Origin of the sequence: Grimontia hollisae CIP 101886 (genome assembly GCF_000176515.1) — a bacterium.
Classification (GTDB): domain Bacteria; phylum Pseudomonadota; class Gammaproteobacteria; order Enterobacterales; family Vibrionaceae; genus Enterovibrio; species Enterovibrio hollisae.
Genome location: NZ_ADAQ01000010.1, coordinates 317,839 through 341,279, shown reverse-complemented (window position 1 = coordinate 341,279; position 23,441 = coordinate 317,839). Strand labels below are relative to the sequence as shown.

Genomic DNA, 23,441 nt, shown 5'->3' with positions numbered 1-23,441 from the left:
TGGGGCGTGGCCATTTGAAAGTGCCTTTCTCCAAACGGCGATAGTAAAGCCAAAACCCGTTGGTATCCCAAAACAGGATTTTGAGTTTATCTCGTCCACGATTGCAGAAGATGAACCAGGCTTCGCTGAACGGATCCATGTCCAGTTGTTCGGCGACAATCAACGACAGCCCATCAATGGACTTGCGCATATCGGTCACGCCGGAGACCAGGAAGACCTTGCCGGACGGTGTCATTGCAGCGCGTCGACCCAATGTTTGATTTGCGCGGGACTGAGTGCCGCTGGCAGCTCTGCACGAATACCATTGGTAAAGAACAGGACAACAGAGAGCGAATGGCGCGGCTCATCAAACTCAATGGGCTGCAACGTCTGCACTGTCTCAGGGGTGCGCAGTCGCTTAGACCAGTAAAAGAAGGTTTGATAGCTAATACCTTTGTCTTCGCAGAACTGTTTTATGGATAGCTGACTTTGCTTTTGTTGCTCGATGACGGATGTCCAGTGAGCGCGTTTTTGTGCTTGGTTCATAGTGCCTCCGTTGAAAAAGGCACTATGTCAAAGCGTCGGCATTATTGGTATGTGGGGTTTATTAACCGCTTACGGGGCACGCATGGAACCACAAGCGGGTATATCGCGTGTATTGCTCTCTAAAACTCAATTTGAGGCGAAAGGGTAAGAAGCGCCTTCCCAAGCGTGAGCCAGCGCCGCTTTGTTGTCCTGATTGGGCGAACAGTTGTTGGTCTATCGACTTTATGAGCGATGCCCTTGTCTGTGGCCGGCGTTTTCGCACCTTCAACGTTGTTGATGACTTCAATCGAGAAGTGTTGGCCATTGAAGTGGACTTGAATCTCCCCGCACCGAGAGTTATCCGAGTCCTAGAGCGTATTATTGCTTGGCGCGGTGCTCCCCAGAAACTACGCATGGACAACGGCCCTGAGTTTGTCTCAACGGCATTGGCCGAGTGGGCGGAAGAGAACCGCGTTGAGCTTGAATTTATCCGACCAGGCAAGCCAACAGAAAACTCGTACATTGAACGTTTTAACCGAACCTATCGAACTGAAGTTCTCGACATGTATGTCTTTAAAACGCTGTCCGAAGTCCGAGAAATCACCGAAAACTGGATGAAGGAATACAACAACGAGAGACCGCATGACTCTCTCAATGACCTAACCCCTTGGGAATATCTGGCTAAGTATGAAAGCAGGAAAAGCTCTAATTTAGACTGTCACTAAAATGGGGAGGGTTACATATATGTTTAACTTTAAGATAAATGATATTTACTATCAATGTATTGCGGAATTTTTTGGTACAGGGTTACTTGTTTTCTTCGGTGTTGGGTGTGTTGCTGCCGTTGTTTTGGCAAATGCTAACCTCGATTTTTGGGGAATAAGTATAACGTGGGGGTTGGGTGTTTCTATAGCAATTTACTGCAGTAAAGGGGTTTCCGGTGCCCATCTGAACCCAGCTGTCACTATTGCTTTGTCTGCATTTCATGGATTTGATAAATCAAAAGTTATTCCATATATCTTGTCTCAGTGCCTTGGCGCATTTTGTGCAGCATGCTTAGTTTATCTTTTGTATTTCAACCTGTTTACTGAATATGAAACTATGCATCAGATTATTCGTGGCTCTGAAAAGAGCCTATTAACCGCTGCAATATTTTCTACCTACCCTAACCCTTCAATTTCTATCGCTGGTGCATTTTCTGTTGAGTTTTTAATTACTTCAGTGTTGATGTTTACAATATTGGCGGTATTTGATGAGAATAGTGGTTTTAATAATAGTGCAATAGGCCCAATAATTATTGGTATTGTTATTGCTGTAATAGGTGGTTCATTAGGTTCATTAACCGGGTTTGCCATGAACCCGGCAAGAGATTTCGGCCCTAAGCTATTCACATTCTTGGCAGGTTGGAATTATATGTCATTAAGTGGTGGGAAAACATTTCCTTATTTTATTGTTCCCATTGTTGCGACAATTTCAGGTGCATGTTTCAGTGCTTGGATTTATCCAAAAATAGCAGGGAATTACCTGTCAAGAAATAGAGTGAAATCTACATAAACGGTACAGAGTAGTAAGTATGTAATATAACCTTATCAAGGAGATTATGATGGAAAGGATAATTATTAGTCCCGGAAAATACATCCAAGGTCCGAATGCTATTGGAAAACTCGCTCAATACGTTGAAACGATAGGCAGTAATCCGCTGATACTTGCTGATGAAACCGTCCAAAAGATTGTTGTCGAGCCCGTATCGCAGAGCTTTTCTTCTTTGAATAAGCCCTACAGCATAGAAACCTTTTGTGGCGAATGTTCCCGTCCGGAAATTGAGCGCCTTGCCGAACTCTGTCGAAAAGGTAGCCATGATATTGTCATTGGTATCGGAGGTGGCAAGACACTGGATACAGCCAAGGCAACAGCCTTTTACCATAATGTTCCTGTTGTGATTGTGCCAACACTGGCGTCAACAGACGCACCAACAAGCGCACTATCCGTAATTTACACCCCGGAGGGGGAGTTTAGTGAATACTTGCTTTTACCCTCAAACCCTAACATGGTCATTATGGATACCACTATTGTCGCCGGTGCACCTGTCCGGCTTTTGGTAGCTGGAATGGGGGATGCGCTATCAACCTATTTTGAAGCCAGGGCTAACGGTATCTCCGGTGGGAAAACCATGGCGGGGGGTGTACCAACAGCTTCTGCATTGGCACTGGCGAAACTCTGCTATGAAACGTTGCTTGCCGACGGATTGAAAGCGAAGATCTCTGCTATCAACCATTTAAGTTCCACTGCTCTTGACAATGTCATTGAGGCGAATACCTATCTAAGCGGGATCGGCTTTGAGAGTGGTGGATTGGCTGCCGCACACGCAGTCCATAATGGCTTGACGCATGTGGAGGAGTTCCACCACCTCTATCACGGTGAAAAAGTGGCATTTGGAACACTTGTCCTATTGACGTTGGAAAATGCGCCTATGGAGGAGATTCAGACTGTTCTTAATTTCTGTAAAGAAGTAGGGCTTCCTACAAACCTTCATCAGATGGGAATGAAAGAGCTGGATAACGAAAAGCTCCTGCGGGTGGCTGAAGCATCCTGCGCTGAAGGTGAAACTATCCACAATATGCCCTTCCCGGTGACACCGTCGGCAGTGCTTTCTGCCATTTACAGTGCTCATACACTGGGATTGTAGAACCGGTACTTTCGATTTGCACCTCCCTGCTTTGTTACTGGGGCAGGGAGGTGCGATTCTAAAATATGCCTGCATATTTCAAGATCATTGGAGGATCCTTTCTGCATTGACATTGATAGAAACAGGCCGCCCGGGTTAAGGCGGCCTGTTTTATTACTCTATGGTAATTCGCTTATGGGCGATACCGGTGTGGCAGTCGATGCAGGTTTCTCCACGTGCGTCCATTTGCTGGTGGTTCAATCTGGCCCGTTGTGGTTGCCCGCTAAGGTTAAAATTATCTCCGCTGTGGCAATGCCGGCAGTTGGCTGAGTTATCTGCGCTCATGTCATCCCACACCATTTGTGCTAACCGCGGCCGTTCTTGCTCGAAGTTATCCTTGGTAATTTTACCGGTGAGCATGTAATAGATATCTGCCGTGGCGGCGATCTTGACCCGCATTTTGTCTACAAACTCATTCGGCACATGGCAATCCGCACACGTCGCATGAATGTCTTCCTCGCTGACATAATGTGGCGATGCCTTATATTCCTGTACGATGGTGTCCATTTTCAGGTGGCAGCTGAAGCAAAATGCATTTTGGTTTGATGCCACCATCACGCCTTGAAATCCAGCAATACCAATCACCAGCAGATATACACCGATGGGAATACTCAGCAGCCACGGCTTTTTGAGCCAGCGCCAGAGTGTTTGCCGTCGGGACAGTCTTGACGCTGAAGCTTTGGATTCGTCCATTATTCCTCCCCAGACCGCAGCGCCTTAAAACTGCAAGGCGCTGCGATCGCCGTTATCACTTACTTTCGTCCAGATAACGCGCTTTGAAGGCTTCCTGTGCTTCTTTGCGGGCGCGCTTCACTTCCTCGGGCTCGTTGCCACTGAACCAGGCATGCTCTGGGCGGGCGAGAATGTCTGCCAGCACGGCTCGGGCTTTTACAGCACCGTCGTGATTGCCTTTCTGCTCCGCTTTTTCAACCACTTCGAGAAATTGAGGCACCATTTCAATGTAGAAACGTTCTGCGACTTCATACATGCCATGCCATTGCACATAGTCAGGTGCCTGCATAGCTGCCCCATGGCGTGCCCGGCGCCCTTCGTGGTGCCACAGATAGAACCAGGTCCATTCGATTTCTTCATCAAAACCGGTTTCCGTCAGCATGTTCTCTTCTTTCAACACGGCCATAAGTTGCTTGCCGGGACGGGCAAACTTCTCGTTGTACAATTCAACCAATGAATCAAATTGGACGTAGAAGTTTTCAACCATCGACTTGGTATGGCAGGACTGACAGACATTTTGCATGTCAGCACGTCTTTCCTCCCAAGGTCTGGTTTCTTTACCCAGTGCCTTGTCTTTGGCATCGATTTTTTCAGAAATCGCCGGTCGCAACGTCCAGGAAATCCTGTTACCCACATCATGGGTCACTGGCAGTTCACGGGTTGCCGACATATGGCAGGTTGCGCAGGTTGGGGCGGAGTCATAGTCTTCGCCGACAATCCATTTCGCTGAGCCAAGGTTCATCTGGTCAACATGGGCATAGAAATTGATGCCATGCTTAGACTCTTCGTAAATCTCTTTCTGGGGATGATCAGGACCAAGGTGGCATTTACCGCAGGCCTCTGGGCGGCGGGCTTGCACCATGTCGAACTCATGGCGTTGGTGGCAGGCACTGCACGCACCGATAGAGCCATCCGGATTGATACGGCCAATACCGGTATTCGGCCAGGTTGCCGGATCCAAATCGCCATTTTCCAGCACATTGACTTCCGAACCATGACATTGCCAGCAACCGTTTACAGCAGCAGGCGACGTGCCATTCAGCATCAATGATCCCTCAACCACCTCTGCCAGGAAATTGTCGAGTGAGCCGATGATTTGTCCGGCCTTGGCATGGTGGCTGGCGTCGAATTCCTCGACTTCCTGAACGTGGCAACTGCCACAGTCTTTTGGTGAGACGATCACCGCAATGTCTACGCCCTCATGGCGTATTGCATCGGCATCTTCAGGATCGGCTTTATGGCATTCATAGCAGCCGACGTTGGCACCATAGTGCTTAGAACGCCCCCACTGGGCGTAAATTGAAGGGTTCTTTTCTTTATGACAGGCAGCACACTCCTTGCTTTGATTACTGAGTTGTTTGAAAGGCTTCATTACTAAAGCCTTCGGTTCGGCGCTCACGCTTCCTGCTGTGAATAGCAGGAGCAATATAGCCATCAGCGTGGCGAACACGACATTATTAATTTTTGTCAACATTCCTGAGTCCATGGTGAACCTCGCTCACATCACACCAGTGCGTTGCCGGCGCTTTTTTATGGAGATGTTGACTGACTTACTTTCTCAAAATTAGCGTAGTAGGGAGTGGGATTTCCCTACCTTTTATAAGGTGTATTTGTGATGCCGCTTCACTAATTTCAGAATGTTTTATTCAAGATGTTTAGTAAAACTGACCGATCTTGGCGGTCGGTAAAGGGGAATGTCTGGATGACATGAATGTAGGTGAATATGGGTGATTTGTTGATCGGGTTGGCAATTTTTTAACCGGAAAAGGCAATTCGTTTACAAATTGATTTCCATCAAAAGCGAGTGGTGTTTGCGTGGTAAATTGCGGCGCAGTTCAAAAATTACTCGGCTTTCCCGGGTATGACAACGAAACCCTACAACGTAAGGAAACCATAATGAAAAAAACGATGAGTATCATTGCCATGATGGCTGCCGCTGCTGTTTCTCCCGTGTTGGCACACAGTGAGGGGGATATTGTCGTCCGTGCCGGTGCCGCGTATGTTTCGCCCAATGACAGCAGTGATAAGATCCTCGGTTCACAGGAAGAGCTCGAAGTTGGTTCCAATACTCAGCTTGGCCTGACAGTGGGTTACATGCTGACTGACAACTGGAGTATTGAACTGTTGGCTGCAACGCCATTTACTCACGATATTTCCACCAATCTGTTAGGCCTTGGCGACATTGCTGAAACTAGCCATTTACCACCGACACTGATGGCGCAATATTACTTCGGCACCAAAGAAAGCAAGATTCGCCCTTATGTGGGGGCGGGTATCAACTACACGATCTTTTTTGACGAAGGCTTCAACGGTAAAGCCAAAGATGTTGGTTTAAGTGATTTGAAACTGGATGATTCATGGGGGCTGGCAGCAAACGTGGGTGTGGATTACATGCTGGATGAGGACTGGTTTGTGAACGGTTCAATTTGGTATGCAGACATTAACACCGATGCGACCTACAAATTCAACGGTATTGAGCAGAAAACCAACGTGGAAATTGACCCTTGGGTCTTTATGGTGGCGATGGGTTATACCTTCTAAGGCATTCTGGACTTTAGCAAAAAAAGGGGAATCACGCAGGTGAAAAGGAAGTAATGGTGATTGATACCGGTTTCACCCGTGCCGATGCCTTGCAAATTGCGGCCAAGGCGCTGGATCCCGTCAGAAAAAGCGATTCTTGGTAACGTAGGCCTCGTAGAAGGCATGCACGTTTGGATGGCAGACACCCAAACTGATGAAGAAGTGACAGCTTGGTTGGATCAGCTTAAGGAAATTCAGGCACTGAAACCTGAGCGGGTGATCATTGCTTAGTCACAGAAAAGGGACGCGAGTGCGTCCCTTCCTACTTTCAACCCACGATCTGTTAGGTACCGATGATCTGTTAGGTACCAATAGGGCCACCGTCGTTACGGCGGATAACCACTGTTGCCGCGCGGGGACGCAGTTTAACATCGCCCGGTGTTTCTTCAGTCGCATCGTCAGAGTAAGGCCAGTTTCGCGGGTGTTGGATGTTCACGAACACAGAACGGTAGTCAGGGCTGACAGCGAAACCTGTTACCTCACAACCGTTTGGACCTACGAAGAAACGGCGTAGCTCGCCTTGGTTCTCTTCGCTGATTGGCAATTGGTTGAACGCATCATCCATCAATGGTGAAGGCACGACTGCCAACATCTGGTCATTGGTATACTCTTCCACTTCATCTGCGCCATTATCGGTCTGGATCCACATAATGCCGCGCTTATCAAACGCCAGCCCATCCGGGCTTGCGAACTGATTGAATTCCGTCAGGCCAGATCGGTTGGTGTCTGCATCGCCATCCGCGGGTGCGCCGAACACAAAGATATCCCAGGTGAACTCGGTAGAACGGTGACCTTCATCCCAACGGATAATGTGGCCGAATTTGTTGTTTACGCGTGGGTTTGCGGAGTTGCCTTCGGTGCGGCGGGTATTGTTGGTCAGCGTCATGTAGGCAGAGCCGGAGAATGGATCAACCGCACACCACTCTGGGCGATCCATTGGGGTTGCGCCGACTTTATCTGCTGCTCCCGGTGTGTTCAGGATAATGGCTTCCAGTGAATCGAAATGATCCGCCAGCGTACCGCCATCAGTGGTGACACTGCCGAGCGTTAACGGCAACCAGGTGCCTGTGCCGTCGTCGTTGAAACGGGCCACATACAGAGTACCTTCGTCCATGTACTTATCACCGACGGTTAAGCGGTCTGTGCGGCGTGCATCGCGTTTGTTCCAGCGCGCTGCAGATTCAAATTTGTAAATGTATTCGAAGCGTGAGTCGTGGCCTGAATAGAAGACCACAGGTTTGCCGTGTTTGACGTTGCCGAACACACAACCTTCATGGCGGAAACGGCCCAGAGCAGTGCGTTTTCGGGCACGTGAATTCGCGGTGTATGGGTCGATTTCGACGATGTAACCGTGGCCATTTGCTTCGTTGCGGTAATCTTCAGAAGCCGATGCGCCGCTTGGAGTGACATTAAAGCGGGTGAACTCGTCATCCACTTCCTGTGCGTTGCCTGCCAGTGTTTCCCAAAGGTAGCGGGTATTGTCATCAGACACACCGATACGTGCCTGCTCTTTCGTCAGTGTGCCGGTATTCACAAAGTACCCCGGCCAGTTTTCTTCACACGTCAGATAAGTACCCCAAGGTGTGTAGCCGTTACCACAGTTGTTCAGGGTACCGCGCACGGTGTTGCCGTTTGACGAGTATTTGGTGATCAGAAAGGAGGTATTTGCCAGCGGGCCGGAAACATCCATTTCGGTCGCCCCTGTGTAACGGCGGTTCAATGGATCGTTGTTGATCATCACCCATTTGTTGTCTTCAAGTCGGATGCGCACCACACTCACACCATGCGCGTTAATCTCTTTGCGCACTTCATCAACGAGGGTGCGAAGACCATTGTTCACGGTTGGACCATTCGGGTGCAGGGCATGTAGATCGATGTACTCGTGGTTAATACACAGCAGGCCTTCTTCGTCACTGTTGTTGAGCGGGAAAAAATGCATGCCGTCATGGTGCATACCCATCGCGTTCAACTGATCTTTTGCGGTATTGGAGCCGTCATCCAACCATGCGTTACCCTGTGCATTGAGTGGTGTGCCCCAAGGCGCCAGTATTTGCGCATTGTAGCCAGGAGGGACAACAACAGCATCGGTCTGTGAGCCCGGAATAGACTCAAAATTCAGCTTGGCTTTTGATACGTTAGGGTAAAAACAGCCCGATAGACCGAGTGAACTTACCGCAGTGAGTGCGCCAACACCCACACCCCCTTTCAGTATACTGCGTCGTGACAGGTTGGCTTCCAGCACTTCATCGAACGGTTTGTTGCCGCTATGGTTGCGCAGCGTGGGGTCAAACGTTTCCTTACTCATTGCTCAATTCCTATTGGTTGTGTTTTTTGTGGCGTAACCAGTCTGGGAGCAAAAATTGACGCTTTTGATGAACAAACATTAACTTTCTGTGGCCGTACAATGACGAATTTATGACCTTATTGGGATGGTTGCATATCAAGGCACTTAAAGCGTCAATCAACGTGCTCGGTGAGCCCGATACGGTCAGCATTAAAACAACCGGTTCCTTTTTGTAGCGGATTTGACGGAATATACCCAAGTATCTTCAGGTAGTTTGGGATAAATGGGCGAGTGCTCAGAAGGGGTGAAAAATATCGACTTTTTAAAATTCGACATGGAAGGAAATGTATAGAGTATGCTTTGTGTGAAAAGTAGCCAGCATAGATGATATATCTATAAACGTACTTATTTGCAGATTATTACATAGAACATTTCGTTATTTATCACAAAAATAGGTATGGGTTACATTTGGCTCAACAAATAGAAACCCCTTACGAACATTAAAAGAACCCGGAAGTAAGGCGTTTTAGGGAAATATAACAATTGGAGTTGTAACAATGCCTTCTATAAAAAACGTTTTGCTTGCCGCTGTTGCGTTGGCGGCGAGCTTCACCTCTACTGCTTCGCTGGCCCAGGAAGACATTAAAGTCGGTATGTCTGGTCGCTACTTCCCATTCACATTCGTGAAGTTGGATAAATTGCAGGGCTTTGAAATCGATGTCTGGAACGAAATCGGTAAGCGTGCTGATTACGATGTTGAGTTTGTGACGTCGAGCTTCTCTGGCTTGTTTGGCATGTTGGAAGCTGGTCACATTGACACCATCAGTAATCAGATCACGATGACAGAAGCACGCAAGGCGAAATACGCGTTTTCTGTGCCTTACGTGGTAGACGGCGCACAGGTGGTGGTGCGTAAAGGCCGAGAAGATATTAGTGGCATTGAAGACCTTAAAGGTAAGAAAGTGGCGGTGAACCTGGGCAGTAATTTTGAACAACTGCTGCGCAACTACGACAAAGCAAATGAAATCAATATCATTACTTATGATTCCGGTTTCGAGCAGGATGTTGCACTGGGCCGCACAGATGCATTCGTTATGGACCGTGTTTCATCTGCACAATTGATTAAAAAATCGGGTCTGCCGTTGCAACTGGCTGGCGAACCGTTTGAAACCATCGAAAATGCGATGCCATTCCTGAATACGCCTGAGCAACTGGCGAAAAAAGCGAAGGTTGATCAGGCACTGACTGAAATGAAAGCTGACGGCACCCTCAGCAAAATTTCAGAGAAGTGGTTTGATTCAGACATCACGCAATAATGCAAAATTTCGATTTTGACTACATGCTGGCGTTATTCCCGATACTGGTGAAGTATCTGGGAATAACCTTGGAGATGTCACTGATAGGCTTTGCGGCTGCTCTGGTGCTGTCGGTGCTGTTGGCGCTGGTAAGGGTATTCAAAGTAAAAGGTCTGGATGCTGTGGTGATTGTGTATATCTCGTTTTTCCGGGGTACACCGCTGCTGGTTCAACTCTTCCTCCTTTACTATGGTTTGCCGCAAGTCTTCCCTATTTTTGTTGGAATGGACGCGTTTACCGCCGCGGTTATCGGTTTGTCTCTCCACTTCTCTGCCTATATGGCGGAGAGTATTCGCGGTGCGATTCTGGGTATTGATAAACATCAGATGGAAGCGAGCCTGAGTGTTGGTATGACAGAGATTCAGGCAATGCAGCGCATCATCTTGCCGCAGGCAGCCCGCGTTGCAACGCCTTCGTTGATGAACTATTTCATCGACATGATCAAAAGCACATCGCTGGCGTTTACACTGGGTGTGGCGGAAATCATGGCCAAGGCGCAAATGGAAGCTTCATCGAGCTTTAAATTCTTTGAGTCTTTCCTCGCTGTCGCACTGATTTACTGGCTGGTGGTGATTTTCTTTACCCGTATTCAAACGGTGATGGAAGTCCGCTTGAACAAGGCGTATGCACGATGATTGAAGTAAAAAATTTGAGCAAACGCTTTGGTGACGTTGAGGTGCTCAAGCAAATCGATCTCAAGGTTGATCAGGGCGAAATCGTGGTGATTATCGGCCCATCTGGTACCGGAAAATCGACACTGCTTCGTTGTCTCAATTACCTCGAAACACCAAGTGGGGGAGAAATCCAGATTGGTGATGTGCACATTAATGCTGGCAATGTCTCGAAAAGCGATATTCACCGACTGCGCAAACAAAGCAGCTTCGTGTTCCAGAGCTATGCACTGTTTGCCAACAAAACCGCGCTGGAAAACGTGGCGGAGTCGCTGATGACGGTGTGGAAAGAGCCGAAAGAGCAGGCATTTGCTACCGCACGTACTCTGTTACAGAGTGTGGGCATGGAAGCGCACCTGGAAAAATATCCGGCGCAGCTTTCCGGCGGTCAGCAACAGCGCGTGGGTATTGCCCGCGCTATGGCCTGTAAAGGTGAAGTGATCCTGTTTGATGAGCCGACTTCAGCACTGGACCCCGAATGGGTTGAAGAGGTGTTGGCGGTGATGAAGCAACTGGCCAGACAGAAGCAAACCATGATTGTAGTGACCCACGAAATGCAGTTTGCCCGTGAGATTGCTGATAAAGTGATCTTTATGGAAGGTGGGGTGATTGTCGAACAAGGTCCGCCATCACAGATATTCGGCAACCCAAAAAACGTGCGTACGAAAGCTTTCGTCGCACGAGCGGCATAGTCACCAAGGTTGTACCTTCTGGTTGGCGTTTCCTTGGTATAAACGTAAAGCCCCTTTATCTGGTCGATGAAAGGGGCTTTTTGTTAATTAGCCAAGACGTTATTTTTATAGATCTTCAAGGAGACTCGGGAAGGAATTAATGGCGTATTCTGCCTGCCAGGCCATCAGATCCAGCGTGTCGTCCGTCCAATCGACATAGAAAGACGCGGTGAATTCGTTGATGTCGTTGTCGATGCTTGTCCGGTCGTTAGTATCGACGCGGAAAATAGGTTGCGACAGGAGCTGAAGTTCTTCCCGAAGGGGGGTGGTGAAGTGGCGCGACAGACCGGTATCCAGGAAAAACAGTGGCGTAAAGCGTGAGGCAGAAAGATAGAAAATATCGCCATACTGTTTTGAATCTACACCAATCACATCGGCATCCTGCTGGTGATCACCATCGGAAACAAACTCACCTTCCAGGTTGAAATTCGTGATGCGGGTGGCGTTGGTTGCCCATGCGTTAGCCGGTTGGCCTTCGGCTGCCAGCGCTTGCTGGATTTCTCCAAGCACTGCGTTGCCGATCCCGGATGCATCAAAAATGGTCGCCGGTTTACCGGTTCGAATGGCTGCGACGGTTGCCAGACCACCGCCCAGACTGTGACCGGTGTAATGAATGTTGTAGCTACGATATTTATTTGCCAACCTCGCAGATGCTGAAATTGCATAACGGTACTGTGGAGGTATCTCACCGGCAGCCATAATGCCGTTATTTACCCAATCTGATGTCCCTAGTTCGCTGCCACGAAATGCAATGATTGCATCACTGCCCCGGGTATAAACCGCTGCGTGAAAGCCTGTTGAGCTGTCATGACTGCTTTCAGTGAGAGACCAGCCATTTGGTGCGCCCCAGCTTTTGTAAACATGTTCCGCAAACGCAAGATAATGCAGGGCGACGCCCGCCTGGTTGATGGAAGGTGGCTGGTGGGTTTTATATGTTGTCCCGGTAGCATTTGCAGTGTTTGTCATATTCGGATTGAGTACCGAGTCGACATACGCCCCGATATTGCCCAGCTCTTCCTGAGTCGTTGCAGAAGCATGTTGAATGGAAAAGCCCAACAAAACAGCTAACGAACATCCTATGATCTTCTTCATGAGAAAAATTCCCTTTATTGATGAATACTATTTCGTATTAGCGTTAAATTGATACTTTATGTATCGATATCTATCGTAGAGTGTCAGTAATATCCTGCCAGTCAAAAACCGTAGCAATAATGAGACTATTTAAAATAAGGCATGTTAATGCTTAAAAATATCGTTGGATGTTGTTTTATCCATTTGAAATAAAAGGAAACAATACGTTATGCACTTTAGGTTAAGAGTAGGGAGAAGAAACCTAAAAGCCTGCCGACACCAAAGTTGGTGTAGCAAGATTCAATGGAACCGAGGAAACGGAAATAATAGGGGGGTTTAGCCTTCCTTCATCAAAGATTCCAGATCCCTCGCTGCGCGACGGAGTTGAGGCTCAAACCGTAGTAAATCATCCAGAGAGCTTCGAAATACGGGAGCGTGGGTAAACAGGCAGGCGTGAAGTTGTCCTTCTTCATTGCGGATGGGAACCGCTATTGCTGCCATACCATCAATGAACTCTTCGTTATCTATACCGAGATCCCGGTCTTCTATTTCACTCAGTGCGCGCTCCAGAACAATGGGGTCTGTGATCGTATTCTTGGCGTGCCTTTCCAGACTTATATTGTTGATAAGCCGTTGCCGGCGACGCTTTGTCAGGGTACTGAGATAAAGCTTCCCGCTGGCAGTACACCAAATGGGCGTGTGGCTGCCTGTCGGTAAATTGATTTGCAATGGCCAGTTCGTTTGCACGCGATCGAAATAGATCATATCAACGCCATTGGGTAACGAGATGCCGCAGGTTTCCCCCACCTCATCAGCCAGTTTTCGCAAAATAGCCTCTCTCACCGCTTTAAAACGCGTGGTATGTAACACACCAAGGGCGATGTCATGCATGCGGTTAGCAGGGATCAGCCCCCCACGCATATTGGTCTGCACAAAGCCTTCCCGCTCTAACTGCTGTAGTAACCGGTGAATGCTCGGCTTGGGGATATCGAGCATGATAGACAGCTCTGCCGGGCTTGGTGGCCGCTCTGAGCGGGAAACAGCTTCGATGATTTCCAACACACGGGTTATGGAGGAGGCTTTTTCGCGTCTTTCTATTGTCATCCCTGCACCTGATTCTATTGATATGGAGGAAGTATATCTGTATCAGAGGACAAATCGCAGTGTCGAGGCGTACCTGTATAAGTTTGCTCACACAAGTACGCTGTCAACTTATCGCTTTTTCACACTATTTCATCACAGGCATTGAAAATGATACACCTTCACGTACCGCTTCCGAAGGCCAGCGCTGGGTAATGGTTTTACGGCGCGTGTAAAAACGAACACCGTCAGGCCCATAGGCACTTAAATCGCCAAAAAAGGAGCGCTTCCAACCGCCAAAGCTGTGGTAGGCCACCGGCACGGGAAGGGGAACATTGATACCAACCATGCCCACGTCAATATGATCGGAAAAATATCGTGCAGCTTCACCATCACGGGTGAAAATGCAGGTACCATTGCCATATTCATGGTCATTGATGAGCTGCATCGCTTCTGCCATGGAATCAACCCGGACAACCTGTAGAACCGGCCCGAAGATCTCTTCCTGATAGCTTTCCATTTCCGGTGTCACGCGATCAATCAAGGTTGCGCCAACAAAGAAGCCTGATTCCAAACCCGAAACCAATGGGTTGCGGCCATCAACAACCACTTCTGCCCCTTGGGTTTCCGCACTGCCTATCAGGCGATTCACGCGGTCACGGTGTGCCTCTGTGATGACAGGACCAAAGTCGTTACTGTTGTCATTGCAGCCTCCCACTCTGAGTCCGGCCATCTTTTCTTTTAGCTTGGTAACCAAGGTATCGGCGGTCTGTTCACCGACAGCAGTGACCACAGAAAGCGCCATGCACCGTTCCCCAGAGGAACCAAATGCTGCGCCCAGTAACTGGCTGACAGCGTTGTCGAGATCAGCATCTGGCATGACGATGGCATGGTTTTTGGCACCACCGAGCGCCTGACAACGTTTGCCCGCTGCACTCGCCCGAGTGTAAATGCTTTGTGCAACCGGGGTTGAGCCCACAAAACTGACTGCGCTGATGTCTTTGTTTTCGAGCAGGGCATCTACGGTAGCTTTATCGCCATTGACTACGTTCATCACCCCAGGTGGCAATCCCGCTTCCTGAAGCAACTGCGCGACGAACAGTGTTGAGCTTGGATCGCGTTCAGAAGGCTTAAGGATAAAGCAGTTCCCACAGGCAATGGCGAGTGGGTACATCCAAAGCGGTACCATGACCGGAAAGTTAAACGGTGTGATCCCCGCGACAACGCCGAGTGGCTGAAACTCACTCCACGCATCGATGCCGGGACCGACACCACGGGTATGTTCGCCTTTGAGCAGATTGGGGATGCTGCAGGCATACTCGACATTTTCAATGCCCCGTTGCAACTCGCCCATCGCATCGTGTTTTATCTTGCCGTGCTCGCGGCCAATCATCTCGCAGATGGTATCGGCATTATCCTGAAGCAATTGCAGAAACTTTTGCATGATACGGGCACGGCGAATTGGCGGTGTGTTGCGCCAAGCCGGGTAGGCAGCCTTGGCCTGACGCACTGCATCATTAACGGTTTTAGTGCTGGCAACATCCACCTGCGCGGTTACAGCGCCTGTTGCTGGGTTATACACTGGCAACGTGGTTTGGCCTTCGGTGATTAATGCCCCGTTTATCAGATGTCCAATAGTATTCATGAGTTAACTCCCTGTCGTTTGATAAGTCGTTTAAATAAAGTTTGCTGTTTACCGCCAAAGCTGGGTGTATATCGCCACCATTTCCTCATGGCTAGGGATACGCGGGTTATTGGCGGGTGAGCCGGAGGCCAGTGCCTGTGATGCCATGGTATCGAGATGTTCGAAAAACGTGCCGCGGTCGATACCATACCCCTCGGGTGTGGGGACGTTCAAATCCCGGTTGAGCGCATCCAGCTCGTCAAGAAGCTTCTGGCATGCTGCGTCTGTGCTGTCTTCTTTGGTTGCTACCCCCATAGCCCTGGCACAATCGGCGTACCTTTCGGGAGCGGCGGGAAGGGAAAATGTCGTAACCGACGGCAGTAACATGGCGTTGGAAAGGCCGTGAGGCACATGGAAGAATGCGCCGATAGGGCGGCTCATGCCGTGAACCAGGGCCACTGAGGCATTGGAAAAAGCGATGCCCGCAAGGGTAGCACCCAGCATCATGTCAGCTCTTGCCTGCACATCACGGCCATCTTCACAGACGCGTCGAAGATTGGGTGCAATCAGGCGCATGGCTTCTCTGGCGTGGAAATCACTGAAAGCATTGCCTTTGCGGCTGACGTAAGATTCGATGGCATGGGTCAGGGCATCGATGCCGGTATCAGCTGTCATCCGCGTTGGCAGGGTATGGGTTAACTGAGGATCGACAAGCGCCGCAGAAGGCATGAAAGAGGGGCCGACACAGAGCATTTTTTCATCGTTCTTTTCATCGGTAATGATGGTAAACCGCGTGACTTCTGAACCGGTTCCCGCCGTGGTTGGAATCGCAATCAGTGGCAGTGCCGGCTCTGAAACCACGCGCGGAAAGCAGTAATCACGCATCACACCTCCGGAGCAGGCAAGCAGTGCCATGGCTTTTGCACTGTCGATGACGCTGCCACCTCCCAATGCAATCAGTGAATCATAACGGCCTTGGGTGATTGTGACATACCCAGCATTGATGGAGGCATTTGTGGGCTCTGGAATGGTGTTATCAAACACCTTGGCTTCAATGCCTGCCTGCTTCAGTAAACCGGCGACTTTCTGGCTTTGCCCAAGTGCGACCATGGTTTTGTCGGTGATGATTATCGGATTCCGGCAATCAAGGGCACTGAGTGTGTCCGGCAGTTTCTTTAAGGCTCCGTCACCTATTTCCATCAGGCGCGGAAGGATGATTGAGTGAGACATAGTAACTCCTTGTTATTTTTTGCATGAGCAGGTTTCTGAAATGTCTTGGGCGATAAATGTCAGGGTGAATACACCACGTTTGGCAGCCAGGTGACGATGGCGGGCATCCAAAAAACAATCCCGAGCCCGATAAGTTGCAACAAAATGAACGGCATTACTCCCCGGTAGATGTGGATGAGGTTGATCCCCTTTGGCACCACGCCTTTGAGGTAGAAAAGGGCAAAACCAACAGGGGGAGTAAGAAACGAGGTTTGCAGACACACCGCAAACAACACGGCGAACCAGACCAAATCAAATCCCATGGCGCTGACGACTGGGGCAACTAAGGGAAGAATAATCAGGGTCAGCTCAATCCAATCGAGGAAAAAGCCAAGGAGAAACGTCACAACCAGAATGGCGATCACGATACCTTCCGGGCCGAAAGGCAGGCTGGTCAGCGCTTTCTCAATCAGCTCATCGCCGCCAAGGCCACGTAAAATCAATGAAAAAGCGGTCGCGCAGATAATCAATGCAAAAATAAACGCGGTGGTTTTTGTCGTCTCCCTGCCGACTTCACGCAACACCTGAAGGGTCAGCTTTCCTCGTGCTGCCGCCAGCAGTGTTGCGCCTAACGCGCCGACACCGGAGGCTTCGGTTGGCGTTGCAATACCCATAAAGATGGAGCCTAGCACGGCAATGATAAGGGTTGCAGTGGGTAAGGCTGCGCTCAGCGCACTCAGGACAACGGGCAGGCTGATAGGCTCTGCATCTTTGGATACTGGAGCAGCATCTGCACGGAGGTAACCGAGTGACAAAATATAAGTCACATAAAATGCCGCGAGCATTATGCCTGGGAAGACTGCGCCGAGGAAAAGATCGCCCACTGAGATACCGATCCTGTCTCCCATCATGACCAGCATGATGCTGGGCGGCACCAGAATCCCTAACGTGCCTGTTGAGGCAACCGTGCCGCAGGCCAATTCTTTGCTGTAGCCGTCCCGCATCATCATTGGCATGCCGAGTACGGCAAGCAGGACGACAGAGGCACCAATGATCCCGGTAGAGGCGGCAAGTAAGAGACCCACAAAAGTAACGGTAACGGCAAGCCCACCACGCACGCGGCCAAACAGCCTGACCAGATTGCCCATCAGGTCTTCTGCGGTACCGGATCTGTCCAGCATCAATCCCATAAAGATAAACATGGGCAGGGCGACCAGCACCCAGTTGGTCATGATGTCCCACATACGCGGCACCACTAGCGAGGCGTAATTCCAGTCGATGCCGATAAAGGCATCGAACCATTCGTCGGCCAACATGGCGATGGGGACGAACACCAGTGAAATGCCACAAAGCACCCAGGCGACAGGAAACCCGGTAAACAGTAATAGGATGAACATGCCAAACATGAGTATGACGAGGATTTCATTCACTTCCATGATGATGACTCCTGTTGTTTATCTGCTTTGGAAAGTGGCTCACAGGGCTGAAAGAGCAATGCGCATATCCGGCTGAGGCGTGAAACTGCCGCAACGGTCAGTAAACAAAACGCGAGCAACAGGACGGCTTTCATCGCCCAGCGGTAGGGAAGGCCACCCGGCGCGGCAGACACTTCACCCAGTTCCCAGGCGTAAAGAAAGAAAGGAACCGCATACCAGAAGACCAGCGCCAGAAAGGGGAGGAGCAAGATCACCAGACCAAACAGTTCAATCACTGCCTGGGTTTTCAGTGAGAAGCGGTCGCGAAGTAAATCGACCCTGACATGGCTGTCTGTAACCATGCAGTAAGAGAGGCCAACCAGCCAACCCAGCGCATAAAGATGCCATTGCAGCTCTTCAAACTCGATTCGCCCTTCACCTAGCAGGTAACGCATCAGCACATTGGTAATGATGACCAGCATCAGAATGACCCAGACCCAGGAAAATGCATTGCCGATCCTGAGTAATGCCGAGTCCAGTGCACGGGAAAGGCGGGTTTCTGGCAGCATGTTTTCCGGTTCTGTCGCCGCTTCTAAATTGAGTTTGGTATTACTGTTTTGCATAGCGAATCCTTGCCATGAATAGCTCCCCGGTCGCACAGACTGGGGAGTGTTTATGTCATCCCAGTTGCCGAATTACTCGAAATCGCGTGGTAGGTAGGCTTTCTGTTTCCAGAGTTTGTAGTTTTCCATAAAGGCTTGTTGCGAGGCATAGATGTGCTTGAAGTCAGGGTCTGATTCGGCAATTTCAGTCATCACTTCGGTTGACAGAGTGTTGAGTGATTTCAACAGCTCCGGGTTCAGTGAGCGTGCGGTTACCCCCTTCTCTTCAAACCTGGCCATCACATCACCCTGAAGCGACTCTCCCCGGGTCAGTGCGCGGAATGTGCCCGCGGTGCAAGCCATGTTGATCGTGGATTGAGTTGATGCTTCAAGTGAATCCCAGACGTCTTTGTTAACGACAAGATGAGAGGCGGTGAAGGTTTGGTGCCAGCCAGGGAAGTAATTGTTTTTGGCAATCTTGTCAAAACCCATCATGCTATCGATGGCGGGCATGGAAAATTCGGATGCATCAATAGCGCCTTTTTCCAGTGCGGGGAAAATTTCGCCGCCCGGTAGCACAGTGACTGATGCCCCGGCTTTTTGCAGCACTTTGCCGCCAATGCCTGCGAAGCGAATTTTCAATCCTTTAAAGTCATCGAGAGATTTTATTTCCTTGGTAAACCAACCAGCAGTTTCAGGACCAATGACACTACACAGCACAGGATGAACGCCGTGTTTTCCGTAAAGTTCCTCGGCAAGTTGTTGACCTTCTCCTTCATACCACCATGTCGCGTATTCCCATGGCTCCATACCAAAAGGAACGGCGGCAAACAGGGCTGCTGCCGGGATTTTTCCCTGGTCATAACCCAGCCAGGTATAACCGGCATCTATCTGTTTGTTTTTGATTGCTTCGGTGATCCCAAAAGGTGGAACCAGTTTTCCCGGCTCATAGATTTTGAACCGGATATCACCGCCAGTCGCTTTTTCAATCTGTTCGGCAACTTGCATGATCGGATCGCCCAAGGCTGGTAAATGGGTGCCAAATACGGCTTGTACCTTCCAGCGGATTTTCTCTTGGGCTGCAACTGGAACGGCCAGCATTGCTGCAATAACGCTGCCCAATACCGTGACAGTCCATGCTTTTCTTCCTTTAAATCCATTATTTATCATTGCCTTGGTCCTCTCTGGTTCATGCCCAACATCAGGCAGTTACGCTCATTTGTCATCAAATCGATACAATATTTATCATTTTGTTAATTATATGGTTTTGCAAGAGAGGTTTATATCGATACAAAACGAATCAATATAAGGTTCCACATGTTTAATTAAATGGTCATATGTTTTAAAAAAGAGAATTGAGAAAGAAAAATGATTAAATATCAGCGAGTTGCCCTGCTTGAGAAACAAAGAAAAGCCATGAAAAGGCAAGAGTTACCTGAAGCCTTTTTCTCAATAATGAAACGTTTTAGGGTGGGCTGTGCGGTTTTATTAGCCTGGTGATAAGGCTGTCATGTTGTTATCAGTAACAGTTCGAAACATTTTTCTGCCTTGCTATTAGCTATTTTTGTCAATCTGATTTAAGAAATTTTTGCTTGGTCGTACTTTGCGCAAAAAAAGTTTAAAAAAATCGCTGTTGAAATCTTGTATTCATATTTCTGTAATATTCAGTTCATAGCATCCACTTCGAACTGAAAACATTATTATCAGGAAGTGAGTTATGAGCATCCAGTCTGATGCGCTACAAGGACCTCAGTCCGCAAACCCAAAACGCGCCATTCAATGGGCAACCCTCATTGGTATGCTGTATTTGCTGCTGGTTTCTGTTTCTATGATCGGCAGTGGTTTCAAGTGGGCTGTAGGCGAGCAGGCAAGAGAGCTTTTCGAGTTTGCTTCTAATCCTGTTGCCGGCTTGATGATTGGTATCGTCGGTACTGCACTGATTCAATCTTCAAGTACTGTCACGGCGATTATTGTAGGACTGGTTGCCGGAGGCTTGCCCGTTGCGACAGCGATACCAATGGTCATGGGGGCCAATATTGGTACCACAGTGACCAATACACTGGTAAGCCTTGGTCACGCCCGTTGTAAAGACGAATTCCGTCGCGCCTTTGCATGTGCCACTGTCCATGATTTTTTCAACCTGTTTGCGGTTGCCCTTTTTCTGCCGCTGGAAATGATGACCGGTTTTCTGGCGAAAATATCAGCCTGGTTGGTGTCACCACTGATGCAGGCAGACAACCTGAGCCTGAAAGGCCTGAATTTCATCAAACCCCTGACAAAACCGATGGTCAATGGCGCTCAATCTGTGTTTGAAATCTTCCCGGGTACGCTGGGAGGCGTAGCTCTGGTAATATTCGGTATTCTTCTGGTGGTGGTGTCTATCACTGTGATGGGCAAACTGATGAAGAAACTGATGGTGGGTAAAGCGCGTGAAGTGCTGAACAGTGCGATTGGCCGTGGCCCGCTACATAGCATTGCTTCCGGTACGTTGGTGACGATTCTGGTTCAATCCTCTTCCACCACGACAAGCTTGATGGTACCGCTAGTTGGCACCAATGTGTTGAGCGTGCGTCAGGTCTATCCATTTACCCTCGGTGCAAACATCGGTACCTGTATTACTGCGCTGCTGGCAGCCACTGCCGTGACGGGTGGAAATGCCGTATTCGCATTGCAGATTGCCTTGGTTCACCTGGCTTTCAATGTATTGGGTATTTTGGTTATCTTCGGTGTTCCTTTCTTACGTGAGCTACCACTCAAATGTGCAGAGCTATTGGCTGAGTATGCAGCCAAGACCAAACTGGCTGTTGCGGCTTACCTTGGGGCTGTATTTGTGCTGCTGCCGGGTCTGGTGTTGTCAGTGTCTTAACCGCTCTGAGAAGATGACAAAAGAAAAGCCCTGCCTATTTAAGGTCAGGGCTTTTTGCGTTGAGGAATATCAGTGCTCATGGGGGCAAAAGGCTTGCAAACCTGCCTGTGCCTGTTCAGGAACCGGACAACTCCGGCAGGTGTTCTTTGCACACTATGGAAGAAGCAGAGAGAAGGCCAGTGACGGCTTCTGCAGGTTTATTGTGAAGTCTGGGCATGAAAAGATAAAATTAGCGATAGATTAATTAGGCTATGCTAAATTAAATGTGTTTAGGATAAACGTTAAGAAAAAGGAGAGAGTTATGTCACAGGTTGATTCAGGTCCTGATCAAGAAAAAGGCATGTCACTTGAAGGTGCAGTACGGATTTTTGCTGGCGTAATGGTGCTGGTTCCTTTAGCACTTACTGTTTGGGTTAACCCGTTGTTTATCTGGTTGACCGCCTTTGTCGGGTTTAATCTTATCCAGAGTGCCTTTACGGGGTTTTGCCCTGCGGCCATGGTGTTTAAGAAATTAGGCTTTCGTTAAACCCGACATGGTGACGTTAGATCATCACTTTTCCACGCAGTGATTTGGTTTTTCCGCGCTGGGTTTTACTGTCCATCCGCTTTCGTTGAGAAGAGCGGGTGGGTTTGGTCGCTCGGCGTGCTTTCTGTACAGCAGTCACGCTTTTAACCAGTGCTTGCAGGCGCTGCAATGCGTCTTCCCGGTTCTTTTCTTGGGTGCGGAATTGCTGCGCTTTGATCACGATGACGCCGTCTTTACTCAGCCGACTGTCTTTCAGTGCCAGCAGGCGCTCTTTGTAAAACTCCGGCAGTGATGACGCGTTAATGTCGAAGCGAAGGTGTACTGCTGACGACACTTTGTTTACATGTTGTCCGCCGGCGCCTTGGGCACGGATATAGGAAAGATCAATCTCGTCATTGGGGATTGATACGTTGTGTGAAATAAACAGCATGTTTTTTTCTCGTAAGGTCGGCAGTCCATAGTTCAGGAGGCGTTACTATATCCAAGCTGCCTGCCTGTGCCTACCCTAGCGAGATGTCACCGGTTTTTGGGCGCGGGAGAGGTTGGCAATCAGAATGCCGGCAACGATAAAAGCCATCCCCAACCAGTGATATCCCTGTAGCTTCTCGCCAAGCAACAGCATCGAAAAAATCAGCCCAAAAACCGGGATCAGGTGCATAAACTGCCCGGTTGTTGCCGCGCCCATCCGTTGCACCGCCGCATTCCAGCAAAAGAAAGCAATGCCAGAGGCAAAAATGCCGGTGTAGAGTGAAATGGCAATGCTCTCGCGGGTAACAGGCATGGTTTCAATCCACAGTGATTCAGCCAGATAGACCGGCAGCAGCATCAGGTTGCCGAGAAACACAGTATATCCCAGCATGGGCAAGCCTTTTAGTGCGGGGGGAAGTGTCTGTACCAATACGGAATAGGTCGCCCAGACCAAAATAGCAAACAGGGCGATCAGCTCGCTCTGGCCGATGGCAAAACCGATAGCCAATTGCCCTTTCGTAATGATGAGTAATACCCCAATAGCGGACACACAGATGGCAAACGTCTGCTTAAAGGTGGTGAACTGGCGAAACAGCACAAACTGAACCAGCAAAATCATCAAGGGCGAGGAAGATTGCAAGATCACCACGTTGGTGGAGAGGGTGTCCTCAAGCGCGATGTAGACCAGGGTGTTGTACCCTGCGACACCAAAGAGCGCGAGAAGCAGCACCAGCCGCCAATGTTGCCTGAACAGGGAAAATTGCTGTTGCATTGGGCCGATAACAAAAGGCGCCAGCACCAATGAGGCGATTGTCCAGCGCCAGAAAGCGAGCCCAATAGGTGGGATCGATTCATTGACCAGCTTGGCCAGTGTGATATTGCCTGCCCAACTCATGGTCGCGATAACGGCGAGCAAAATAGGGAGCCAGGTCAGTGAAGGACGGGTAGGCGTCATATGTCTGTAGAATCATTACAACCAAGCCGTCCAGTTAGGCATC

Annotated in this window: 22 protein-coding genes and 2 pseudogenes; 10 read left to right on the top strand and 14 right to left on the bottom strand. The window is 49.3% G+C overall.

Annotation, left to right across the window (positions count from 1 at the left end):
* Together tnpB and tnpA are read right to left on the bottom strand one after the other, a co-directional pair.
* Positions 1–253, bottom strand: a 253-nt coding sequence (gene tnpB, locus VHA_RS06300; RefSeq protein WP_155808535.1) for an IS66 family insertion sequence element accessory protein TnpB, incomplete at its 3' end; no start/stop codon positions are given.
* Positions 232–525, bottom strand: coding sequence for an IS66 family insertion sequence element accessory protein TnpA (gene tnpA, locus VHA_RS06295; RefSeq protein WP_005501083.1), 294 nt, complete (start codon positions 523–525; stop codon positions 232–234). The genes tnpA and tnpB, both read right to left, overlap by 22 nt.
* Before the next feature lie 74 nt (positions 526–599).
* Between tnpA and VHA_RS06290 the strand changes: the two are divergent.
* The 3 genes and pseudogenes from VHA_RS06290 to VHA_RS06280 form a co-directional block, all read left to right on the top strand.
* Positions 600–1,229 (top strand): annotated as a pseudogene (locus VHA_RS06290) (IS3 family transposase); the annotation flags it as partial.
* A gap of 19 nt (positions 1,230–1,248) precedes the next feature.
* Positions 1,249–2,058, top strand: coding sequence for an MIP/aquaporin family protein (locus VHA_RS06285; RefSeq protein ID WP_005502869.1), 810 nt, complete (start codon positions 1,249–1,251; stop codon positions 2,056–2,058).
* A 49-nt stretch (positions 2,059–2,107) separates the two neighbouring features.
* The gene (locus VHA_RS06280; RefSeq protein ID WP_005502868.1) at positions 2,108–3,190 is read left to right on the top strand and encodes a glycerol dehydrogenase; all 1,083 of its coding nucleotides are present in this window, start codon (positions 2,108–2,110) and stop codon (positions 3,188–3,190) included.
* A gap of 153 nt (positions 3,191–3,343) precedes the next feature.
* On the opposite strand, the gene VHA_RS06275 is transcribed toward VHA_RS06280, so the two are convergent.
* Complete coding sequence (locus tag VHA_RS06275) at positions 3,344–3,922, bottom strand: NapC/NirT family cytochrome c (protein ID WP_005502867.1); 579 nt, start codon at positions 3,920–3,922, stop codon at positions 3,344–3,346.
* Positions 3,923–3,977: 55 nt separating this feature from the next.
* Complete coding sequence (locus VHA_RS06270) at positions 3,978–5,333, bottom strand: multiheme c-type cytochrome (protein WP_005502866.1); 1,356 nt, start codon at positions 5,331–5,333, stop codon at positions 3,978–3,980.
* A 524-nt stretch (positions 5,334–5,857) separates the two neighbouring features.
* On the opposite strand from VHA_RS06270, the gene ompW reads away from it, so the two are divergent.
* Both ompW and VHA_RS18590 read left to right on the top strand, forming a co-directional pair.
* Complete coding sequence (gene ompW, locus VHA_RS06265) at positions 5,858–6,502, top strand: outer membrane protein OmpW (protein WP_005502865.1); 645 nt, start codon at positions 5,858–5,860, stop codon at positions 6,500–6,502.
* A 38-nt stretch (positions 6,503–6,540) separates the two neighbouring features.
* Positions 6,541–6,763 (top strand): annotated as a pseudogene (locus VHA_RS18590) (hypothetical protein); the annotation flags it as partial.
* 79 nt (positions 6,764–6,842) lie between these two features.
* Here the strand turns inward: VHA_RS18590 and VHA_RS06260 are convergent.
* Positions 6,843–8,846 (bottom strand): PhoX family protein, encoded by a 2,004-nt coding sequence (locus VHA_RS06260; RefSeq protein WP_040528322.1) that lies wholly within the window; start codon positions 8,844–8,846, stop codon positions 6,843–6,845.
* Between the two features lie 536 nt (positions 8,847–9,382).
* Between VHA_RS06260 and VHA_RS06255 the strand changes: the two genes are divergently transcribed.
* From VHA_RS06255 to VHA_RS06245, 3 genes are read left to right on the top strand one after another with little or no spacing between them, the layout of a single operon-like run.
* Positions 9,383–10,141 (top strand): amino acid ABC transporter substrate-binding protein, encoded by a 759-nt coding sequence (locus VHA_RS06255; RefSeq protein WP_005502854.1) that lies wholly within the window; start codon positions 9,383–9,385, stop codon positions 10,139–10,141.
* Positions 10,141–10,815: an amino acid ABC transporter permease gene (locus VHA_RS06250; RefSeq protein ID WP_040528320.1), complete on the top strand. Its 675-nt coding sequence runs from the start codon at positions 10,141–10,143 to the stop codon at positions 10,813–10,815. Before VHA_RS06255 ends, VHA_RS06250 begins: the two co-directional genes overlap by 1 nt.
* Positions 10,812–11,543, top strand: a complete 732-nt coding sequence (locus tag VHA_RS06245; RefSeq protein ID WP_005502850.1) for an amino acid ABC transporter ATP-binding protein — start codon at positions 10,812–10,814, stop codon at positions 11,541–11,543. The genes VHA_RS06250 and VHA_RS06245 overlap by 4 nt, the downstream gene beginning before the upstream one ends.
* Positions 11,544–11,648: 105 nt before the next feature.
* Here the strand turns inward: VHA_RS06245 and VHA_RS18585 are convergent, their stop codons facing one another.
* The 7 genes from VHA_RS18585 to VHA_RS06210 all read right to left on the bottom strand — a co-directional run bounded on the left by VHA_RS18585 (position 11,649) and on the right by VHA_RS06210 (position 19,753).
* The gene (locus VHA_RS18585) at positions 11,649–12,674 is read right to left on the bottom strand and encodes a Tle-like phospholipase domain-containing protein (RefSeq protein WP_005502848.1); all 1,026 of its coding nucleotides are present in this window, start codon (positions 12,672–12,674) and stop codon (positions 11,649–11,651) included.
* Between the two features lie 315 nt (positions 12,675–12,989).
* A complete protein-coding gene (locus tag VHA_RS06235; RefSeq protein ID WP_005502844.1) occupies positions 12,990–13,757 on the bottom strand; it encodes an IclR family transcriptional regulator in 768 nt (255 codons plus the stop codon).
* A gap of 124 nt (positions 13,758–13,881) precedes the next feature.
* A complete protein-coding gene (locus tag VHA_RS06230) occupies positions 13,882–15,378 on the bottom strand; it encodes a CoA-acylating methylmalonate-semialdehyde dehydrogenase (protein ID WP_005502843.1) in 1,497 nt (498 codons plus the stop codon).
* 48 nt (positions 15,379–15,426) lie between these two features.
* Positions 15,427–16,587, bottom strand: a complete 1,161-nt coding sequence (locus VHA_RS06225; RefSeq protein WP_005502842.1) for an iron-containing alcohol dehydrogenase — start codon at positions 16,585–16,587, stop codon at positions 15,427–15,429.
* Between the two features lie 59 nt (positions 16,588–16,646).
* Positions 16,647–18,002 carry a TRAP transporter large permease gene (locus VHA_RS06220; protein ID WP_005502841.1) on the bottom strand — a complete coding sequence of 452 codons (1,356 nt, stop codon included), beginning with the start codon at positions 18,000–18,002 and terminating at the stop codon, positions 16,647–16,649.
* Complete coding sequence (locus tag VHA_RS06215) at positions 17,993–18,604, bottom strand: TRAP transporter small permease subunit (protein WP_005502840.1); 612 nt, start codon at positions 18,602–18,604, stop codon at positions 17,993–17,995. Before VHA_RS06215 ends, VHA_RS06220 begins: the two co-directional genes overlap by 10 nt.
* Positions 18,605–18,676: 72 nt before the next feature.
* Entirely contained in the window at positions 18,677–19,753 is a 1,077-nt protein-coding gene (locus tag VHA_RS06210) for a TRAP transporter substrate-binding protein (protein WP_040528319.1), read from the bottom strand.
* Positions 19,754–20,300: 547 nt separating this feature from the next.
* On the opposite strand from VHA_RS06210, the gene VHA_RS06205 reads away from it, so the two are divergent.
* Positions 20,301–21,449 (top strand): Na/Pi symporter, encoded by a 1,149-nt coding sequence (locus tag VHA_RS06205; RefSeq protein WP_050778531.1) that lies wholly within the window; start codon positions 20,301–20,303, stop codon positions 21,447–21,449.
* A 340-nt stretch (positions 21,450–21,789) separates the two neighbouring features.
* Positions 21,790–21,975 (top strand): YgaP family membrane protein, encoded by a 186-nt coding sequence (locus VHA_RS06200; protein WP_040528353.1) that lies wholly within the window; start codon positions 21,790–21,792, stop codon positions 21,973–21,975.
* A 16-nt stretch (positions 21,976–21,991) separates the two neighbouring features.
* On the opposite strand, the gene arfB is transcribed toward VHA_RS06200, so the two are convergent.
* Together arfB and VHA_RS06190 are read right to left on the bottom strand one after the other, a co-directional pair.
* Positions 21,992–22,405: an alternative ribosome rescue aminoacyl-tRNA hydrolase ArfB gene (gene arfB, locus VHA_RS06195; protein WP_005502832.1), complete on the bottom strand. Its 414-nt coding sequence runs from the start codon at positions 22,403–22,405 to the stop codon at positions 21,992–21,994.
* Between the two features lie 75 nt (positions 22,406–22,480).
* A complete protein-coding gene (locus tag VHA_RS06190; RefSeq protein WP_005502831.1) occupies positions 22,481–23,398 on the bottom strand; it encodes a DMT family transporter in 918 nt (305 codons plus the stop codon).
* Between the last annotated feature and the right edge of the window lie 43 nt (positions 23,399–23,441).

What these genes read in the sequence shown, in the direction of transcription:
- tnpA (WP_005501083.1), bottom strand. Translation starts at nt 525, where the DNA reads ATGAACCAAGCACAAAAACGCGCTCACTGGACATCCGTCATCGAGCAA.
- VHA_RS06285 (WP_005502869.1), top strand. Translation starts at nt 1,249, where the DNA reads ATGTTTAACTTTAAGATAAATGATATTTACTATCAATGTATTGCGGAA.
- VHA_RS06280 (WP_005502868.1), top strand. Translation starts at nt 2,108, where the DNA reads ATGGAAAGGATAATTATTAGTCCCGGAAAATACATCCAAGGTCCGAAT.
- VHA_RS06275 (WP_005502867.1), bottom strand. Translation starts at nt 3,922, where the DNA reads ATGGACGAATCCAAAGCTTCAGCGTCAAGACTGTCCCGACGGCAAACA.
- VHA_RS06270 (WP_005502866.1), bottom strand. Translation starts at nt 5,333, where the DNA reads ATGAAGCCTTTCAAACAACTCAGTAATCAAAGCAAGGAGTGTGCTGCC.
- ompW (WP_005502865.1), top strand. Translation starts at nt 5,858, where the DNA reads ATGAAAAAAACGATGAGTATCATTGCCATGATGGCTGCCGCTGCTGTT.
- VHA_RS06260 (WP_040528322.1), bottom strand. Translation starts at nt 8,846, where the DNA reads ATGAGTAAGGAAACGTTTGACCCCACGCTGCGCAACCATAGCGGCAAC.
- VHA_RS06255 (WP_005502854.1), top strand. Translation starts at nt 9,383, where the DNA reads ATGCCTTCTATAAAAAACGTTTTGCTTGCCGCTGTTGCGTTGGCGGCG.
- VHA_RS06250 (WP_040528320.1), top strand. Translation starts at nt 10,141, where the DNA reads ATGCAAAATTTCGATTTTGACTACATGCTGGCGTTATTCCCGATACTG.
- VHA_RS06245 (WP_005502850.1), top strand. Translation starts at nt 10,812, where the DNA reads ATGATTGAAGTAAAAAATTTGAGCAAACGCTTTGGTGACGTTGAGGTG.
- VHA_RS18585 (WP_005502848.1), bottom strand. Translation starts at nt 12,674, where the DNA reads ATGAAGAAGATCATAGGATGTTCGTTAGCTGTTTTGTTGGGCTTTTCC.
- VHA_RS06235 (WP_005502844.1), bottom strand. Translation starts at nt 13,757, where the DNA reads ATGACAATAGAAAGACGCGAAAAAGCCTCCTCCATAACCCGTGTGTTG.
- VHA_RS06230 (WP_005502843.1), bottom strand. Translation starts at nt 15,378, where the DNA reads ATGAATACTATTGGACATCTGATAAACGGGGCATTAATCACCGAAGGC.
- VHA_RS06225 (WP_005502842.1), bottom strand. Translation starts at nt 16,587, where the DNA reads ATGTCTCACTCAATCATCCTTCCGCGCCTGATGGAAATAGGTGACGGA.
- VHA_RS06220 (WP_005502841.1), bottom strand. Translation starts at nt 18,002, where the DNA reads ATGGAAGTGAATGAAATCCTCGTCATACTCATGTTTGGCATGTTCATC.
- VHA_RS06215 (WP_005502840.1), bottom strand. Translation starts at nt 18,604, where the DNA reads ATGCAAAACAGTAATACCAAACTCAATTTAGAAGCGGCGACAGAACCG.
- VHA_RS06210 (WP_040528319.1), bottom strand. Translation starts at nt 19,753, where the DNA reads ATGATAAATAATGGATTTAAAGGAAGAAAAGCATGGACTGTCACGGTA.
- VHA_RS06205 (WP_050778531.1), top strand. Translation starts at nt 20,301, where the DNA reads ATGAGCATCCAGTCTGATGCGCTACAAGGACCTCAGTCCGCAAACCCA.
- VHA_RS06200 (WP_040528353.1), top strand. Translation starts at nt 21,790, where the DNA reads ATGTCACTTGAAGGTGCAGTACGGATTTTTGCTGGCGTAATGGTGCTG.
- arfB (WP_005502832.1), bottom strand. Translation starts at nt 22,405, where the DNA reads ATGCTGTTTATTTCACACAACGTATCAATCCCCAATGACGAGATTGAT.
- VHA_RS06190 (WP_005502831.1), bottom strand. Translation starts at nt 23,398, where the DNA reads ATGACGCCTACCCGTCCTTCACTGACCTGGCTCCCTATTTTGCTCGCC.